17 protein-coding genes are annotated in these 17,116 nt (G+C 77.1%); 11 read left to right on the top strand and 6 right to left on the bottom strand.

Translation table 11 applies throughout. The features are described from left to right. The first annotated feature begins 69 nt into the window (after positions 1-69). Together ACWIZO_RS18340 and ACWIZO_RS18335 are read left to right on the top strand one after the other, a co-directional pair. Positions 70-660, top strand: coding sequence for a cysteine dioxygenase (locus tag ACWIZO_RS18340; RefSeq protein WP_448639081.1), 591 nt, complete (start codon positions 70-72; stop codon positions 658-660). After that, positions 657-1,064 (top strand): rhodanese-like domain-containing protein, encoded by a 408-nt coding sequence (locus ACWIZO_RS18335; RefSeq protein ID WP_448639080.1) that lies wholly within the window; start codon positions 657-659, stop codon positions 1,062-1,064. The genes ACWIZO_RS18340 and ACWIZO_RS18335 overlap by 4 nt, the downstream gene beginning before the upstream one ends. Positions 1,065-1,116: 52 nt before the next feature. Here ACWIZO_RS18335 and ACWIZO_RS18330 read toward each other — a convergent pair whose 3' ends face one another. Both ACWIZO_RS18330 and ACWIZO_RS18325 read right to left on the bottom strand, forming a co-directional pair. Then, positions 1,117-2,232 carry a glycosyltransferase gene (locus ACWIZO_RS18330; RefSeq protein ID WP_448639079.1) on the bottom strand — a complete coding sequence of 372 codons (1,116 nt, stop codon included), beginning with the start codon at positions 2,230-2,232 and terminating at the stop codon, positions 1,117-1,119. Next, positions 2,229-3,290 (bottom strand): glycosyltransferase family 9 protein, encoded by a 1,062-nt coding sequence (locus tag ACWIZO_RS18325; protein WP_448639078.1) that lies wholly within the window; start codon positions 3,288-3,290, stop codon positions 2,229-2,231. Before ACWIZO_RS18325 ends, ACWIZO_RS18330 begins: the two co-directional genes overlap by 4 nt. Positions 3,291-3,394: 104 nt before the next feature. Here ACWIZO_RS18325 and ACWIZO_RS18320 point away from each other — a divergent pair, with 104 nt between their 5' ends. The 3 genes from ACWIZO_RS18320 (at position 3,395) to ACWIZO_RS18310 (ending at position 7,329) form a co-directional block, all read left to right on the top strand. Next, on the top strand, positions 3,395-4,666 hold the full coding sequence (locus tag ACWIZO_RS18320) for a glycosyltransferase (protein WP_448639077.1): 1,272 nt from the start codon (positions 3,395-3,397) through the stop codon (positions 4,664-4,666). Next, positions 4,663-6,468 (top strand): glycosyltransferase, encoded by a 1,806-nt coding sequence (locus ACWIZO_RS18315; protein ID WP_448639076.1) that lies wholly within the window; start codon positions 4,663-4,665, stop codon positions 6,466-6,468. Before ACWIZO_RS18320 ends, ACWIZO_RS18315 begins: the two co-directional genes overlap by 4 nt. Positions 6,469-6,540: 72 nt before the next feature. Continuing rightward, positions 6,541-7,329, top strand: coding sequence for a hypothetical protein (locus tag ACWIZO_RS18310; RefSeq protein WP_448639075.1), 789 nt, complete (start codon positions 6,541-6,543; stop codon positions 7,327-7,329). Between the two features lie 13 nt (positions 7,330-7,342). Here ACWIZO_RS18310 and ACWIZO_RS18305 read toward each other — a convergent pair whose 3' ends face one another. Both ACWIZO_RS18305 and ACWIZO_RS18300 read right to left on the bottom strand, forming a co-directional pair. Beyond that, positions 7,343-7,855 carry a hypothetical protein gene (locus ACWIZO_RS18305; RefSeq protein WP_448639074.1) on the bottom strand — a complete coding sequence of 171 codons (513 nt, stop codon included), beginning with the start codon at positions 7,853-7,855 and terminating at the stop codon, positions 7,343-7,345. Positions 7,856-8,005: 150 nt separating this feature from the next. Then, a complete protein-coding gene (locus tag ACWIZO_RS18300; protein ID WP_448639073.1) occupies positions 8,006-9,091 on the bottom strand; it encodes a zinc-binding dehydrogenase in 1,086 nt (361 codons plus the stop codon). Between the two features lie 249 nt (positions 9,092-9,340). On the opposite strand from ACWIZO_RS18300, the gene ACWIZO_RS18295 reads away from it, so the two are divergent. Together ACWIZO_RS18295 and ACWIZO_RS18290 are read left to right on the top strand one after the other, a co-directional pair. Next, a complete protein-coding gene (locus ACWIZO_RS18295) occupies positions 9,341-9,514 on the top strand; it encodes a hypothetical protein (protein ID WP_448639072.1) in 174 nt (57 codons plus the stop codon). 51 nt (positions 9,515-9,565) lie between these two features. Beyond that, positions 9,566-10,450, top strand: a complete 885-nt coding sequence (locus ACWIZO_RS18290) for a potassium channel family protein (RefSeq protein WP_448639071.1) — start codon at positions 9,566-9,568, stop codon at positions 10,448-10,450. Here the strand turns inward: ACWIZO_RS18290 and ACWIZO_RS18285 are convergent. Both ACWIZO_RS18285 and ACWIZO_RS18280 read right to left on the bottom strand, forming a co-directional pair. After that, entirely contained in the window at positions 10,440-10,922 is a 483-nt protein-coding gene (locus ACWIZO_RS18285) for a hypothetical protein (protein ID WP_448639070.1), read from the bottom strand. The two genes, ACWIZO_RS18290 and ACWIZO_RS18285, sit on opposite strands and share 11 nt — an antisense overlap. Continuing rightward, positions 10,919-13,375 (bottom strand): molybdopterin oxidoreductase family protein, encoded by a 2,457-nt coding sequence (locus ACWIZO_RS18280; RefSeq protein WP_448639069.1) that lies wholly within the window; start codon positions 13,373-13,375, stop codon positions 10,919-10,921. The genes ACWIZO_RS18285 and ACWIZO_RS18280 overlap by 4 nt, the downstream gene beginning before the upstream one ends. Positions 13,376-13,607: 232 nt before the next feature. Here ACWIZO_RS18280 and ACWIZO_RS18275 point away from each other — a divergent pair, with 232 nt between their 5' ends. The 4 genes from ACWIZO_RS18275 (at position 13,608) to pdxY (ending at position 17,082) form a co-directional block, all read left to right on the top strand. Beyond that, entirely contained in the window at positions 13,608-14,030 is a 423-nt protein-coding gene (locus ACWIZO_RS18275) for a phage holin family protein (protein WP_448639068.1), read from the top strand. 120 nt (positions 14,031-14,150) lie between these two features. Continuing rightward, positions 14,151-15,203 (top strand): bacteriorhodopsin, encoded by a 1,053-nt coding sequence (locus ACWIZO_RS18270; protein ID WP_448639067.1) that lies wholly within the window; start codon positions 14,151-14,153, stop codon positions 15,201-15,203. A 2-nt stretch (positions 15,204-15,205) separates the two neighbouring features. Continuing rightward, on the top strand, positions 15,206-16,225 hold the full coding sequence (locus tag ACWIZO_RS18265) for a Brp/Blh family beta-carotene 15,15'-dioxygenase (protein ID WP_448639066.1): 1,020 nt from the start codon (positions 15,206-15,208) through the stop codon (positions 16,223-16,225). After that, a complete protein-coding gene (pdxY, locus tag ACWIZO_RS18260; protein ID WP_448639065.1) occupies positions 16,222-17,082 on the top strand; it encodes a pyridoxal kinase PdxY in 861 nt (286 codons plus the stop codon). The genes ACWIZO_RS18265 and pdxY overlap by 4 nt, the downstream gene beginning before the upstream one ends. The last annotated feature ends 34 nt before the right edge of the window (positions 17,083-17,116 follow it).

Raw genomic sequence — 17,116 nt, 5'->3', positions numbered from 1 at the left:
CCGACACCCCGCCACCCCTCCGCGCCCGCCCCGAGACGGGGCCCCGCGCGCCTGCCCCGGAGAACCCCCATGAGCCCCCGCTCCGCCCTGTTGTCCCCTGCCCCGCTCGGGATCGGCGCCGTCCACCCCGACAGCCCGGCCGCCGGCACCGACGCCGTGAACCGCTCGACCTCCGCCACCGCCCTGGCCGCCGCGCTGCTCGCCGCCGCCGACGCGTGGGCGCCGCTGGTCCGCCACCGCCCGCACAGCCGCTGGACGCAGCTGCTCCCGGCCGAGCACGCCGCCGCCCTGGTCGACCCGTCCCTGGCCGCCGACCTGGCCGCCGCCCAGGTCTGGCTGCTGTCCTGGCTGCCCGGCCAGGGCACCCCGCTGCACGACCACGGCGGCTCGGCGGGCGCCTTCGCCGTCATCGGCGGGGTGCTCACCGAGGACGTCGTCGGCGGCCGGCCGGGTGCCGTCCGCGAGGCGGCCACCGAGCTGTGGGCCGGGCGGGTGCGTCCGTTCGGGCCACACCACGTGCACCGGGTGACCAACCGGGGCATCCGTCCGGCTGTGAGCGTGCACGTCTACACCCCCGGCCTGTCCACCATGAACCGCTACGAGCTCGAGGACGGCGAGCTGCGGCACCTGTCCACCGAGCGCGCGGGCGTCGACTGGTGAGCGGGCAGCGCCCCCCGGGCGCCAGGAGCATCGACCAGCTGCTCGCCGAGGCCCGCGCGCGGATCACCCGCGTGACGCCCGCGGAGGCCGCGCGGCGGGTGGCCGGCGGGGCGGTGCTGGTCGACATCCGCCCGCAGTCGCAGCGCGCCGCGGAGGGCGAGGTGCCCGGCGCGCTGGTGGTGGAGCGCAACCACCTGGAGTGGCGGTTCGACCCGGGAAGCGACGCGCGGCTGCCGCAGGCCACCGGGTACGACGTCGAGGTGGTCGTGCTCTGCCAGGAGGGCTACACCTCCAGCCTGGCCGCCGACGCGCTGCGCAGCCTCGGGCTCGAGCGGTCCAGCGACGTCATCGGCGGGTTCCGCGCCTGGGCCGCCGACGGGCTGCCGACCACCGGCGGCGCCTGAACCGGTCCGGGGACGGCGGCGCGCTGCGGGGCCGCCGTCCCCGGACCGCGGCTCAGGTCTTGCTCCTGCCCTGCGCGGACGAGTGCTCGTGGCGGTCGTCGCCCGAGCGGACGTGGTGGGTCTGCTCCGAGGCGCCCGTCCCGGCCGCCACGCCGGACAGGACGGCGAAGGTGCGCCGCGCCATCAGGTCCGCGCCGAGGCCGCGCTCGGCCCGGGCACGCGCCCGGGCGCCGAGGACGGCGCGGGCCGCGGGGTCGGTGAGCAGCCCGCGCAGCGCCGCGGTGAGCGCGCCGGCGTCCTCGACCGGGACGACCACAACGTCCTCCCCCACCGCCCGCCGCACGTCGCCGACGTCGGTGCTGACGCACGGCAGCCCCTCGGCCATCGCCTCCAGCAGCACCAGCGGCAGCGCCTCGACCCGGGAGGACAGCACGAACAGGTCCAGCCCGGCGAGGAAGCCGCGCACGTCGGTGACCCACCCGGGGAAGGCGACCGGCAGGCCCTCGGCCGCCGCGCGCAGCCGCTCGCCGTCGCGGCCGGCCCCGCCGACGACGGCCTCGAACGGCACGTCCAGCCGGCGCAGCGCGGCCAGCAGCACGTCGAAGCCCTTCTGCGCGGTCAGCCGGCCGAAGGCGCCGATCCGCGGCACCGCGTGCCCGGCCGGGCCCGCGGGGTCGGCCGGGACGTCGACGCCGTTGGGGACGACGTGCACCCGCGCCGGGTCCAGGCCCAGGTCGGCCAGCAGCTGCTCGCGGCCCTGCACCGACGGGCTGACGGCCCCGGCCAGCCGGCGGTACAGGGCGGCGAGCGTGGCCCGCTCCTCCCCCGCCCGCGTGTCACCCACCAGGTGCAGCACGCCGACCGTGGGCGCCACGTCGAGCGCGGCGGCCACCGCGGCGGTGTTGGAGGCGGGGTCGACCAGGTTGACCACGACGACGTCGGGGCGCTGCGCGGCCAGCGCGTCGCGGGTGGCGGGCGCGGCGGCGGTGTGCCGGGTCAGCGGGACGACGGTCCGGTCGACGGCGAGGCCGGAGAACCCGCCCGCCACCGGCTCGGCGCAGACCAGCGACGCCGTCGCCCCGTTCCCGGCCGCCCGGCGCAGGTGGTGGGTCAGCCACACCTCGGCCCCGCCCCAGCCGTCGGAGTCGGCGACGAAGGAGACCCTCACGAGGCCGCCAGCTCGCGCGCGGCCCGCGCGACCGCGGCCGGCTCGATCGTCAGCGCGCAGCGGAACTCGATGGGGCAGGCCAGGTGCGGGCACGGCGCGCACGCCACGGTCGGCGTCAGCGCGCGGTGCCGCGGGCCGGGGTGCGCCCAGCGGACGGGGTCGCCGGGCAGGAACACGGTGACGCTGCGGGCGCCGACCGCGGCGGCGAGGTGCGCCGAGCCGGTGTCGTTGCCCACCAGCACGGCGCTGTCGCGCAGCAGCGCGGCCAGCCCGCCGAGGCTGGTCGCGCCGGTGAGGTCGACCGCCGGTGCCCGCATCGCCGCGACCACCCGCGCGGAGATCTCCCGCTCGCCGGGCACCCCGGTGACGACGACGGCCAGGCCGTCGGCGGCCAGCGCGTCGCCGACGGCGGCGTAGCGCCCGACCGGCCAGCGCCGGGTGGGCGCCGAGGCGCCGGGGTGCAGGACGGCGTAGCGGCCGGGCTCGAGGCCGGCGGCCGCGAGGGTGGCCGCGTGCTCGGCCTCGTCGGCGGCGGTCACGGGGAAGCCCATGCCGGCGTCCCCGCCCAGGGGCAGTCCCAGGTGCTCGAGCAGGGCGACGTGCCGGTCGGCCTCGTGCAGGTGCAGCGGGTAGCGCAGGTGGAGCGCCTCGCTGCCGGGCGACGGGTCCCAGCCGGTGGGGGCGAACCCTCCGGTGAGCCGGGCGCCGAGGGCGGCCGTGACCCGGTTGGCGGCCGGCCGGTCGCCGTAGGCCTGCAGCGCGAGGTCGAACCGGCGCTCCCGGGCGGCAGCGGTGAACGGCGCCCAGCCGGCGGCGTCGACGGGGCCGTCGGGGATCCCGGCGGCGCCCGGGAAGGGCAGCAGGTGGTCGACGGTGCCGCCGAGCCGCGCGACCACCGGCGCCATCCGGCCGAAGGTGACCAGGGTGACCTCGACGTCGGGGCGGGCGGCGCGCAGCCGGCGCAGCGCCGGGACGGTGCACAGCAGGTCGCCGAGCCCGACGCGCAGCCGGACGAGGGCGAGCCGGCGGACGGCGGGATCGGCGAGCGGGGCGGTCACCAGCGCCCTCTGCCCCGACGGTGTGGCGGGCTAACGCCGGGGCCGCGCCGCGGCGGGGCCCGTGGTGCACTACAGGTCCGCCCCCCAGAGCCGGAGGTCCCCGCGTGCCCCGCCCCGCCGTCCCCGCTGGTCCCGTGCACGTGCTGCGGCTGTGCAGCGTCTTCGAACCCGACGCGCAGCAACGACCGGCGCGGCCGGGGCACCTGGCCGGGGAGCTCGACGGGCGGGCGGCGCGCTTCGACCCGATCGGCGGGATGCAGAACCACACCGCCACGCTGACCCGCTGCCTCGACGACCAGGGGGTGCGGCAGACGGTGGTCACCGCCCGGCTGGCCGGCCCCCGCGGCGAGACGCCTCTCGGCGCCGGCGCCCGGGTGCACCGCACCGGCCTGCCGGTGCCGCGGCTGCGGCAGCTGTGGGCCCTGACCGGGCTCCCCGCGGTGCTGCGCGCCGGGCGGCGGGCCGGCTCCCCGCCCGTCGACGTCGTCCACGCCCACCAGGGCGAGGACCTCGCCACCCTGCCGCTGGCCCGGCTGGCCGCCCGGGTGCACGACTGCCCCCTGGTGGTCACGCTGCACTGCAGCGTCGGGCACACGCTGACCGGCCGCGGCGCCCGGGTGCGGCTGCTGCGGGCGCTGGGCGGGTGGATCGAGCGCAGCACGCTGCGGCGGGCCGATGCCGTCGTGGTCCTCACCGGGCGCACGGCCGCCGCGCTGGACGCCGACGGCGTGCCGGCGGAGCGGATCTCGACCATCCCGTCGGGCTTCGACCCGGCGCTGTTCACCGGTGCGGCCGGCGACGTCTTCCCCGGCGTGGCCCGGCCGCGGATCGGTTACGTCGGGCGGCTGGCGCCGCAGAAGCGGGCCGACCTGCTGGTGCGGGCGTTCGGGCGGGTGCGCTCCGCGGCCTCCCTGGTCGTCGTCGGCGACGGTCCCGACCGGGCGCTGGTGGAGCGGCTGGCCGCCGAGGGGCCGGCGGCGGAGCGGACGACGCTGGCCGGGTTCGTCGAGCACCGCCGGGTGCCCGCCGTGCTGGCCTCGCTCGACGTGCTGGTGCTGCCCTCGGCCTACGAGGAGATGGGCTCGGTGCTCACCGAGGCGATGGCCGCCGGGCTGCCGGTGGTGGCCAGCGACGTCGGCGGGATCCCCGAGGTCGTGCGGCACGGCGAGACCGGGCTGCTCGTGCCCCCCGGCGACGTCGACGCACTCGCCGCCGCGCTGGACCTGCTCGCCGGCGACCCGGCGCTGCGGGCCCGCCTCGCCGCCGGCGCCCGGGCACGCTCGACCGACTACGGCTGGCCGGCGCTGGCCGCGCGGGTGGCAGGCGTCTACGACCGGGTGCTGGGGGTGCCCGCCGTCGAGCGGGCGGCCGCGTGAGCGATCCCGCCCGGGTCGCCGTCCTGGTGCCGGTGCACGACCAGGCCGCCTTCCTGCCCCGCGCCCTGGAGTCGCTGCTCGCCCAGGAGGAGACGGCGTGGGAGGCGGTCGTCGTCGACGACGGGTCGCGCGAGCCGGACGCCGTCGCCGCCGCCGTCCCCGCCGACCCGCGGGTGCGGCTGGTGCGCACCCGGGACAACCGCGGGCTGGGGGCGGCGCTCAACACCGCGCTCGACGAGACCACCGCCCCCGTCGTCGCCCACCTGCCCGCCGACGACGTCTGGTTCCCCGGCCACCTGACCGCCCTGCTCGGCTGCCTGGCCGACCCGGCGGTGGTGCTGGCCCGCGCCGGGCTCGACGAGCCCGCCGGTACGCCGTACGCGCAGCTCGTGCAGGTGGCGCACCGGCGCACCGGCGACCGGTGGACCGAGCGCGCCGAGCTGGAGACCGACGACCTCGACCGGCTGATGTGGTCGCGGGTCGCCGCCCGCGGGCGGACCGCCGACACCGGCCGGGTCACCTGCGCCTGGACGCGGCACCCCGGGCAGCGGTCGCGGGCGATCCGCGAGTCGTTCGACGGCGGGCTCAACGTCTTCCGCATGCGCTACCGGGTGGCGCACCCGCTGCGGTTCGCCTCCACCGACGGCGGGGAGACCGACGAGGTCGCCCGCTACGCCCGCTTCCGGGCGCGGTCCCATCCCGCCGCCGACGACGGGCTGCGCGTGCTCCTCGTCGGGGAGCTGGCCTTCAATCCCGAGCGGGTGCTGGCGCTGGCCGAGCGCGGGCACGCCCTCACCGGGCTGTGGACCGACACCGCCCTCGGCGACGCCACCGTCGGGCCGCTGCCGTTCGGCTCCGTCCCCGACGTCGACCGCGACCGGTGGCGCGAGGGGGTGCGCGACCTGGCGCCCGACGTCGTCTGGGCCCAGCTGAACTGGCGGGCGGTGCCGTTCGCGCACGCCGTCCGCTCGGCCTTCCCGGACCTGCCGTTCGTGTGGCACTTCAAGGAGTCGCCGCAGCGCAGCGTCGTCCGCGGGGAGTGGCCGCTGCTCGCCGACCTGGTGTGCGGGGCCGACGCCTGCCTGCTGGCCACCGAGGAGGAGCGCGACTGGTTCGCCCTGGCGCTGGCCGGCCGGGTGGACCCCGCGCGGCTCGGCGTCCTGGACGGCGACCTGCCCAAGCGCGAGTGGCTCGACGCGCCGCTGTCGCCGAAGCTCTCGGACGCCGACGGGCAGCCGCACACCGCCGTCGTCGGCCGGCCCTCGGGGCTCGACCTCGACTGGGTGCTGGCGCTGGCCGACCGCGGTGTGCACACCCACCTCTACGGGCAGGTGCGCGCGCCGGGGCCCAAGGGCTCGTGGACCGGCTGGCTGCACGAGGCCCTCGCCCGCGCGCCCGGACACGTGCACGTGCACCCGGCGGTGGGGCCGGCGGACTGGGTGCGCGAGCTGTCCCGGTACGACGCGGGCTGGCTGCACCGCTTCGACAGCAGCAACGGCGGGGACCTGCGCCGGGCCAGCTGGGACGACCTCAACTCCCCCGCCCGGCTGCCGGTGCTGCTCGCCGCCGGACTGCCGCTGCTGCAGCAGGCCAACCCCGGGTCGCTGGTGTCGGTGGAGCGGGTGGTGCGCGCGGACGGGACCGGGTTGTCCTACCGCTGCGCCGACGACGTCGCCGACGTCCTCATCGCCGAGGTGGCGGAGCGGACCGGGCAGGCCGCCGCGCTGGCCGCCCGCGAGCGGCACACCTTCGACGCCCACGCCGACCGCCTGGTCGACCTCTTCCGCTCGATCACCCGCTAGGACCCCGGACCGTCGGACCCCGCTCGTAGCGTCGGCGCCGTCCCGAGCGAGGAGGGCAGCGAGGAGGGCGAGGTGTCCCACGAGCTGCGCTGGGCGGTCACCGACGGGCCGGACGGCACGGCGGCGGTCGTGCTGCCCGACGACGACGCCTCGGCACGCCGGCTCGCCGGGCAGGCCCGCGGGTTGTGGTGCGCGCGCGAGGCCGGCGGCTGCGGCGGGGAGCTGGTCGTCGTCCACGGCCGCGGCGTCCCGCCCACCCTCCGCCACACCGGGCACACGGCCTGCGCCTTCCGCCGGGAGTCGCGGTCGGCCGGACCGGCCTACGACCACCTCCGCTACCGGCCCGCCCTCGTGGCCTGGCTGGGCGGGCAGGGACACCGGCCGCGGCTGTGCACGGTGCCCGACCCGGGCGGGCACACCGGCCTGCACGTCGTCGTGGACGAGGTCGGCGCCGCGCTCGAGGTGCAGCTCGCGCCGCTGCAGGACACCGCCTGGCGGCAGCGCGACGACGGCCTGCGCCGGCAGGTCGGGCGGGTCACCTGGCTCTACGGCCCCGACCCCGACGTCGCCGCGGCGACCGAGGCGAGCGTGCGCGGCGTCTCCCTCGCGCTGCGCCGCCACGACCGGGGTCTGCTCGTCGGCGTCCGGGACGCCGAGGGCCGCACCCGCTGGGTCCGGCTGGCCGCCTGCCGCCTGACGGCCGACGGCGTCGAGGCGCCCGGCGTCGAGGAGGCCCGGGCCGTGCACGCCCGGCGCGCCGCCGAGCGGCGCGTGGCGGCCCGGCGGGCCGCGCGACGCGCCACGGCGGCCGGTCCCCTCGCGGGGCAGCTCCCGCTGTGGCCGCTCGCGTCCCCGCTGTAGACGTCCGGGCCGGTCAGGACGACGCGGAGGTGGTGCTCTCGTCCGCGGCGACCTGCGGCGCCGGCTGCAGCTGCCGCACCCCGTCGGGCTGCTGCCCCTCAGGCTGCTGCCCCTCCGCCTGCGGGACCTCCTCGGGCTGCGGCGCCTCCTCCGGCTGCGGCGCCTCCTCCGGCTGCTGACGCGGCCGGTGCAGGGTGGGGGGCCACGCCAGGTGCGGCAGGTGCGGGTGCGGCAGCCGCGCGACCACCGCGGGTGGCAGGTGAACGTGCGGCAGGTGCAGGTGCGGCAGGTGGACGTGCGGCACGTGCAGCTCCGGCAGGTGCAGCCGGTGCGGCGCGCCGGGCGGGAGCCGCTGCGCCATCACCGCCGCCGCCCGCAGCCGCAGCGACTCCTCGCGCCTGGCCCGCATCGCGGCCTGCGCCGCCCGGTGGTTGCGCTCCCAGCGCGCGGTGTTGCTCCGCGCCACGGCGATGACCAGCGCGAGCTCAAGCACGAAGCCGACGACGGCGATGATCGCCCACCCCATGACGGCCCCTCCTCCGAGGCCGCCGCGCAGCCCGGTCCCCCGGCGTCCGCGGCGATGCGCACAGGATGCAGCCGACCGTGTATCCGGAACAAGGCCGTTCGTGCGGCGCACCGGCGACACGCCGGGAGACCGGCAGCGGGACCCGCGGGGTCAGAACCGCAGCACGGCCTGCAGCGGCGGGGACGGCCGCCGGCGGGAGGCCAGGTCGGCCAGCAGCGCCGGGCCCTCGTCGAACGGGACGACGTCGGTGACCAGGTGCCGGCGGACGTCGTCCCCGCGTTCGCGCAGCAGGTCGAGCGTGACGCCGGCGAGCGCGGGGCGGGACCACACGGCCGCCATCCCGCGCGGCACCCGCCCGATCTGCGCGCACACCACCGACAGCCCGTTGTGGTGGAACTCCTCGCCGAGCCGGACCGCGTCCGCGCCGGCCTGATAGAAGCCCAGGTCGACGACGACGCCCTGCGGCCGCAGCGCCTTGAGCCCGGTCGCCAGCGCCGTGTCGTGCCCGCGGCACTGCAGGACGAGGTCGGCGCCGGCGTCGCCCGGCCCGTGCCGCCACCGCTGCTTGACGGCGTGCCAGGCGTCGCCGTCCACGGTGGCCAGCCCCAGCGCCCCGGCCACGGCGCGGCGCTCGGCGGACGACTCGGCGACGACGACGTCTGCCGCGCCGTGGGAGACGGCGAGCAGCGCCGAGAGCAGGCCGATGACCCCGGCGCCGGTAACCAGGACGTGCCGGCCGCGGACGCCGTCGCCGACCCCGCCGGCGGGCCCCTCGAACGCGGCGGTGGCGTGCAGCAGGCCGTTGACGCAGATCGGACCCATCTGCCCGAGGTAGACCCCGAGCAGCGGGTCGAGGTCGTCGGGCACCGGGATCACCGCCGTGGCCGCCGGATCGGCGCAGCGGCCGGTGCGGTGCCCGTAGGCCAGGGCCACCCGGGTGCCCTCGGGCAGGTCAGCGGTGCGGCTCTCGGTGACCCGCCCGACCTCCATGTAGCCCAGGCCCCTCACGGGGTAGCCGGCGGTCGGCCCGTCGGGGGCGAAGGAGCGCAGGTCGGGGTCGAAGTACAGCCGGTGGTGCGGGTCGGTGCCGCGCACCAGCGCCACCTCGGTGCCGGCGCTGATCCCGCTGTACTCGGTGGTCACCCACACCTGGCCCGGGCCCGGGTCGGGCTCGGTGTCGTCCAGCACGGCCGGCTCCCCCGGGGCGACGACGCCGATGCTGCGGACCGGCCTCACGGCTGCACCGTCCCGCCGTCGGCCCCGGGGACGCCGTCCGGCGCGGTCAGCGATTCGACGTGCCGGCCGGTGACGAGGCCGGCTCCTCCCAGCCCGGTGCGGATGCTCACCCGGCCGTCCTGCCCCTGCTCCACGACGCCCAACCACGGGCGGGGCGTGCCCGCGGTTCAGGTGGGCATCACCGGGTAGTGCACGACCAGTTGCACGGCGCAACCGCGACTGACACCCCTCACCCGACCCGGAGGCACCGTGACCTGGATCTGGATCGTCATCGCCGTGGTGGCCATCGCCGCCGTCTACGGCCTGTGGATCGGCAACACCGTCCGCTGGACCAGCCGCAACGGCAACCTGCGCCGGCGCAGCCCGAAGGCCTTCGGCAACGGCGCGGACGTGGACGAGTTCAACCGCAGCCGCCGTTCCTGAGCCGGTCGCGGTCCGCCTCGTCGGGGATCCCGCCCGTGGCACGCTCGCGCCGTGGCGTCGGGGGTCGGCTGGGTGGCGACAGCGGTCGGCGCCGTGCTGGTGCTGCTCGTCCTGCGGGACGTCGTGCACACGCTCTGGCACCCCAGCGGGCGGCGGGGGCTGAGCCGGCGACTGATGCAGGTCCTCTGGCGGGCGGGACGGCGGGCCCGCAGCCGCTCGGGCACCGGCTTCCTGGGCGGGCCGATGGCGATGGTCGTCGTCGTCCTGGCCTGGGTCGTGCTGCTCGTGCTCGGCTTCGCGTCCGTCTACTGGGCACACCTGCCCGACGGTTTCGTCTACGGCAGCGGGCTCGCCCCCGGCCGGGCACGGCTGCTCGACGCCGTCTACCTGTCGCTGGTCACGCTGGCCACCCTCGGGTTCGGCGACATCGTCCCCGAGAGCCCGTGGCTGCGGCTCGCCGTCCCGGTACAGGCGCTGGTCGGGTTCGTGCTGCTCACCGCGGCCGTCACCTGGGTGCTGCAGGTCTACCCGGCGCTCAGCCGCCGGCGAGCCCTGGCGCTGCGGCTCTCCCTGCTCCGGCGGGCCGCGCTGCCCGGGGCCGCCGTCGGCGCGGGTCTGCTGCGCGAACTGGCCGTCGACGTGGCCCAGGTGCGCGTCGACCTGACCCAGCACGCCGAGACGCACTACTTCCGCGACGTCGACGCCGAGACGGCGCTGCCGCTGCAGCTGCCGGTGGCCGTCGAGCTGGCGACCGCGGCCGCGTGCTCCCCCGACGCGCAGGTGCGCACGGCGGCGACGCTGCTCGACCTCGCGCTCGAGGACCTCACCGGCGTGCTCGACCGGCAGTTCCTGCACCGCGGCGGGACCGTGCGGGACCGGGTGAGCGCCTACGCCGACGACCACGGCCACCCGCCCGCCCCGGGGCTCAGCTGGTGAGGACCTGGGTGGCGGACTCCTTGAGCTTGGCGTTGGCCCAGCGCATCTGCCGCAGCGTGTCGGGGTGGCAGCGCCTGGCCAGCGCGAACAGCTCGCGCTTCTTCCCGCCCTGCGCGGCCTGGGCCAGGACCTCCCAGTCCAGGGAGACGCCGGCGGCCTCGCGGTGCACGTGGCGGAGGTCGGCGAGCAGCAGCAGGCCGGGCTCCGGACGGCGGCCGAGCAGGTCCGACGTCGTCTGCTGGAGCCGCTCGAGCAGTCCTGGCTCGCCCTCGGGCTCGGGGTCGAGGTCGACGCCGAAGTCGCGGCCGATCCGGGCCAGCTCGGTGACGTGCCGCTGCGACCACCCGGCGATGTCCCGGGCGACGTGGAAGACCTCGTGGTCGGCCTTGTGCCGGTCGGACACCGCCAGCAGCACCGTCCCGAGGTGGTTCTCCGACCGGTGCAGCTCCTCGATGGCCAGCCCGAGCTTCACCGCGCATCCCCGAGGATCTCCCCTGCCAGCGCGGCCTCGCCGCCCCGGGTCGGGGGCACGTCGGCGCCCACGGGCCGGGACCCGGCGGTCGTCGGCGCGGGGGACGGCGTGCCGTCGGAGGCCGCCAGCCGGCTCACCGCCGCGGCCGCCGTCTTGAAGATCGGCTGCTTGGACACCGGGTCCCAGTCGGTCGGGGTGAGCTCGTTGGCCGCCCGACCGGCACCGCCGTCCGGCCCGGAGCCGCCGGGGGTGTCCCAGTAGCCGTAGTGGAAGGGCAGGAACAGCACGCCGGGCCGGATGCCGCTGACCCGCAGCCGCGCCTCGACCCGGCCGCGCGGCGTGCAGACCTCCAGCAGGTCGCCCTCGCCCCAGCCGCGGTCGGCGGCGTCGGACGGCGACATCTCCACCCACACCTCCGGTGCCGCCGCCTGCAGCTGCGGTGCCCGGCCGGTCTTGGTGCGGGTGTGGAAGTGGTACAGCGTCCGGCCGGTGACCAGCTGGAACGGGAAGTCCTGGCTCGGCAGCTCGTGCGGCGGCAGGTACTCGGCCGCCTTGAGGATCGCGCGGCCCTCGGGGTTGAGCGCCCGGTACTCGGTCTCCTCCAGCGGCGCTCCGGTGAGCAGGTCCCGGCCGTAGCTCTCGCAGTAGTCGGGGGCGGCGAAGAACCGCCCGTCGGCGTAGAGCCGCTCGGTGCCCTCCGGGGCCTCCTCGGTCACCGGCCACTGGATGCCGTTGCGCTCGCGCAGCTTGGCGTAGGACAGCCCGCTGTAGTCGCAGGGCCGGCCTCGGCTGCACTCCTTCCAGCCCTCGAATGCCGCCTCGGGGTCGGACCACTTCACCAGCGGCGCGCCGTCCTCGTCCCGCAGGCCGAGCCGGTGGGCGAAGTCGACGAGGATGTCGAGGTCGGACCGGGCCTCGCCGGGCGGGTCGACCGCCTTCTCCGACAGGTGCACCGTCCGGTCGGCGTTGGTGAAGGTGCCGGTCTTCTCACCCCACGTCGCGGCGGGCAGGACGACGTCGGCCAGCTGCGCGGTCTCGGTCAGGAAGAGGTCCTGCACGACGAGGAACAGCCGCTCCTGGGCCAGGATCGAGCGGATCCGGCCGAGCTCGGGCAGCGAGACCGCCGGGTTGGTGGCGGTGACGTAGAGGAAGCGCAGCGACCCCTCCTCGGCGTGCCGGAAGATCTGCATCGCATGGGTCGGCGGCGAGTAGTGCGGGATGTCGAAGGGGTCGAGGTTCCAGACCCGGGCGAGGTCGGCCACCTGCTGGTCGTTGGACCAGTTGCGGAAGGCGGCCAGGTCGCCGTCGGCACCGGCCTCGCGGGTGTTCTCCGCCGTGGGCTGCCCGTTCATCTGCAGGATCCCGCAGCCGGGCCGGCCGAGCATGCCGCGGACCAGGTTGAGGTTGTTGACCTGGACGGCGGCCGCGGTGGCCTGGTGCGACTGGTAGAAGCCCTGCAGCACGGTGGACAGCAGCCGCTCGGCGGCGCCCAGCACGCGGGCGGCCTCCCGGACCTGCGCGGCCGGGACGTCGCACACCTCCTCGGCCACCTCGGGCGGGTAGTCGCGCAGCCGCTCCTCGAGCTCGGCGAAGCCGACGGTGTGCGCCTCGACGTACTCCCTGTCGATCCAGCCGTTGCCGACGACCTCGTGCAGCAGCGCGTTCATCAGCACGACGTTGGTGCCCGGCCGCGGCGCCAGGTGCACGGTCGCGGCGCGGGCGACCGGTGTCTCGCGGGGGTCGACGCAGACGATCCGCGGCGGGTTCGGTCCGGCCAGCCGGTCCAGGATGCGGGTCCACAGCACCGACTGCGTCTCGGCCACGTTGTGCCCGAACAGCGCGATGACGTCGCAGTGGTCGACGTCGGTGTAGGAGCCGGGCTGGCCGTCGGAGGCGAAGCTCTCCTTGAGCGCCGCGGCGGCGGTGGCGGTGCACAGCCGGGTGTTGCCGTCGACGTGGTTGGTGCCGATGCCGCCGTGGGCGATGAGGCCGAGCGTGTAGTACTCCTCCAGGAACAGCTGCCCGGAGGTGTAGAAGCCGACCGCGCTGGGGCCCTGCTCGTCGAGCAGCTCGCGGCAGCGGCCGGCGACGGCGTCCATCGCGGTGTCCCAGTCGGTCTCGACCAGCCGCCCGTCACGGCGGACCAGCGGCCGGGTGAGGCGGTCGGGTGAGTTGTTGGCCTGCCAGCCGAAGAGGTCCTTGGGGTCCAGCCGGCCGTGGTTGACCCGGTCCTCGGCCCGGCCGCGGACACCCACGATGCGGCCGTCCTTCACCGCGATGTCCAGGCCGTCGCCGTTGCTGTGCAGGATCGTCGCCGACGGCACCCAGCGGTCGACGTCGTCCTCGGTCAGCCCGTCGGCCAGGTGCGAGTCCACCCGGACCGGCCAGGCCTCTCCCGGCCCGTACGGCGTGCGGGTGCCCCACGGCTCCGCGATCCGGTCGATCCGCGCCATCGACGGCCTCCTCGGCCCGGTCCGCTCCGGACGACAGTTGACACACGGCAAGGGTGCACCGCGGACGGTACGCCCCGGCTGCGGGACCGGCCACCGCGGGCGGCCCCACGTCGCCCCTAAGCCCGCACGTCACAGGGCCACCGCGGCCGGCCGGTTCTCCCGCGACCGCCCGGGTAGCCCGGGGACCCGTCCCGGCCACAGGAGCCCGGATCACCGTCGCCTGCGAGGACCCATGACCGAGAACACCCCGCCGTCGAGCAGCTCCACCGCCGAGCTGCTGCAGTCCCTGACCGACGACCTGACCCACCTGGTCCGCAGCGAGCTGCAGCAGGCGCAGGCCGAGCTCGCGGGCAAGGCCCGCCGGGCCGGCCGGGCCGCGGCCCTGCTCGGCGGCGCGGCCGGGCTGGGCGGGCTCGCCGTCGCGACGTCGAGCGCCCTGCTGGTCCGCGTGCTCGAGCGACGGCTGTCCCCGCCGGCCGCCGCGGCCGTGGCGACCCTGCTCTACGGCGGCGGGGCCGCCGCCCTCGGGTCCGCCGGGCTGGCCGAGCTGCGCCGGATCGGCTCGCTGCTGCCCGGGCGGACGGTGGCGAGCGTGCGCGAGGACGTCCGGGTGGCCACGCGGACCGCGCCGCCCGGGACCACACCCGGCACCTGACGCCGGGACCGGCGCGACATTTGTCTCACAACAAGTGTTGTACGCGACAAGGTAGCGGGTAACAGGTCCTCCGGCTCTGGCAGCGGGCCGCTCCCGACACGCTCTCCCGACGGAGGTCCAGTGGACGTCTTCGACACCCCCACGCCCGAGCTGCAGACGATGCCGCTCGGGCTGTACGACCTGGTCACGTACTCGATCGTGGCCACCGGCTTCGCCCTGTTCGCCTACTTCCTCTACTCGTGGACCAGTCGCGGTGAGGTCGGCGTGCGGTACCGGCCCGCGGTCCTGGCCGGGCTGTGCATCGCCGCGGTGGCGACGCTGTCCTACCTGGTGCTGTTCATCCGGTGGGACACCGGGTTCACGCTCACCGACGGAGTGTTCACGCCGAACCCGGAGGCGGCGCGGGCGACGATCTACCCGCGCTACGTCGACTGGACGGTCACCGTCCCGCTGCTGACCGCCGAGCTGCTCGCGGTCTGCTCGCTGGCCGGCGCCCGCGCCCGCAACCTGCGGTTCTCCACGATGGCCGCGGCGTTCCTCATGATCCTCACCGGCTTCCTCGGCTCCCAGGTGCTGGCCGAGGGCCGCGACCGGACGGCGCTGGTGGTGTGGGGCCTGATCAGCACCGCGTTCTACGCCTACCTCTACGTCGCGCTGATCGGCGCCGTCCGCTCCTCGATGTCGTCGATGAGCGCCGAGGCGGGCCGGAGCCTGCGCAACGCCGCGATCGTGCTGCTGGGCACCTTCGGGGTGTACCCGCTGGTCTACGCCGTCCCCGTGTTCGTCGACGTCACCCCGGCGTGGCTCACCGGCATGCAGGTGGCCTACTCCGCGGCCGACGTGCTGGCCAAGGTCGGCTTCGGCGTGCTGGTGCACAAGGTGGCCAAGATGCGCACCGCCGAGGACGTCGCCGCCGGGATCGACACCCATCCCGAGTCGGTGTGGGTGAGCAACGTGCACCACAGCGAGGGCGTCCTGCCGGCGACGGCGGGCGGCCGCACCCGGTTCGCGGACAACACCGTCGACGACGCCCCCGAGTTCGCCGACCACCCGCGGCACCCGCACGAGCACCACGAGGTCGAGCACCTGCGCGAGCACGGGCTCGGCGACGGCCGGGTGCCTGCCGGCGGCACGCGCCCCGGGGCCACCCGGACGGCGGACGACCGGCACTGACCGTGCTCCTCCCCCTGGGCCTGCGGACGGCGGACCGGCGCGGCGCCACTCCCCCGGTCGCCGCCCTGTCCGCCGTCCCGGCCCGGGCGGCGACCGTCCTCTCGCTGGGCGCGGCGGTCGCCGTCGTGGCCGTCGAGGTGGTCGTCCCCGGCGGGTGGGGCCGGGCCGCGTGGGTCCCGCTGGTGGCAGGCCTGCTGGCCGGGCTGCCGCACGGGGCCGTCGACCACCTCGTCCCCGCCCGCCGGCTGGGCTGGGGACGGGCGCGGCTGGCGGTGTTCGCGCTCGGCTACGCCGTCCTGGCCGTGCTGGCCTGGCTGGTGTTCGAGGCCGTGCCGGGGCCCGCGCTCGTGGTCTTCGTGGCGCTCTCGGCCTGGCACTTCGGCTCCGGGGAGACCGCGTTCGTCGACCTGCGCGCCGGCCGGCCCGTGCGCCGCGCGGCGCTGCCTGCCGCGGTGACCGGCGCGCTGGTGCTGCTGGTGCCCCTGGTCCGCGGGGCGGACCAGGCGGCGCCGGTGGTGGCCGCGGTCGTCCCGGGCAGCGACGGCACCCTGCCCCCGGCGGTGGGCCCGGTGGTGCTCGCCGTCGTGCTGCCGGCTGCGGCGGCGCTGGCGCTGGCGCTGCTGCTCGAGGCCCGCTGGCCGGAGGCCGCGGAGGTGGGCGTGCTCGCCGTCCTCGTGCTGGTCGTCCCGCCGTTCGCCGCCTTCGGCGTCTGGTTCGGGTGCTGGCACGCCGTGCGGCACACCGCCCGCGTGGTGGCCGAGGACCCCGCCAACGCCGCCGACCTCGCCGCCGGCCGGCTCGGCGCCCCGCTGCGCCGGTTCGCGCGCGCCGCGGCGCTGCCCACGGTCGCGGTCCTCGCCGTCCTGGCGCTGCTGTGGTCGGCCGCCGACGGGTGGCGCGGCTTCCTCGCCGCCGACCTCCCGCTGCTGGCGGCGCTCACCGTGCCCCACGCGCTCGTGGTGGCCTGGCTGGACCGGGCGCAGTCCCGGACCGCGGTCCGCGGGGGCGCCGTGGCACGGTGACCGCCGTGGTCAACGTCCTCTCCATCCAGTCGCACGTCGCCTACGGGCACGTGGGCAACTCCTCGGCCGTCTTCCCGCTGCAGCGGCTGGGCGTCGAGGTCTGGCCGGTGCACACCGTGCAGTTCTCCAACCACACCGGCTACGGCGCGTGGACCGGGCGGGTGTTCGACGGGCAGGCGGTCGAGGAGGTCGTCGACGGCATCGCCGACCGCGGCGTGCTCAGCACCGCCGACGCCGTCCTGTCGGGCTACCTCGGCTCGGCCGACATCGGCCACGCCGTCGTCGGCACCGTCGGCCGGGTGCGGGCGGCCAACCCCGACGCCGTCTACTGCTGCGACCCGGTCATCGGCGACGTCGGCCGCGGCGTGTTCGTCCGCCCCGGCATCGAGGAGCTCATGCGCGAGGTCGCCGTCCCCGCCGCGGACCTGGTGACCCCCAACCACTACGAGCTGGACCTGCTGGCGCGGACGACGACGCGGTCGCTGCAGGAGGTGCAGGACGCCGTCGCCGCGGTGCAGGGGCTGGGCCCGCGCGTGGTGCTGACGACGTCGCTGGTCACCGACGACACCCCCGAGGACGCCGTGGACCTGCTCGCCTCCGAGGGCGGGCGGCACTTCCGGGTGCGCACGCCCCGGCTGTCGGTGGCGGTCAACGGCGCCGGCGACGCCATCGCCGCCCTGTTCCTCGCCCACTGGCTGCAGACCCGCTCGGCCGGCGAGGCCCTGGGCCGGGCCGCGGCCAGCGTGTGGGGCCTGCTGCGGCGCACCGAGGAGGCCGGGTCGCGGGAGATCCTGCTCGTGGCGGCGCAGGACGAGGTCGTGTCGCCGTCGCGGACGTTCCCCGTCGAGGAGGTGTGAGGTCGGTCGCCCGGCGCGCGGGTCCGGGCGGGCG

The organism is Geodermatophilus sp. URMC 63 (genome assembly GCF_053502565.1).
Note: the sequence above shows the minus strand (reverse complement) of the source record. Positions and strands in the feature narration are given on the sequence as shown.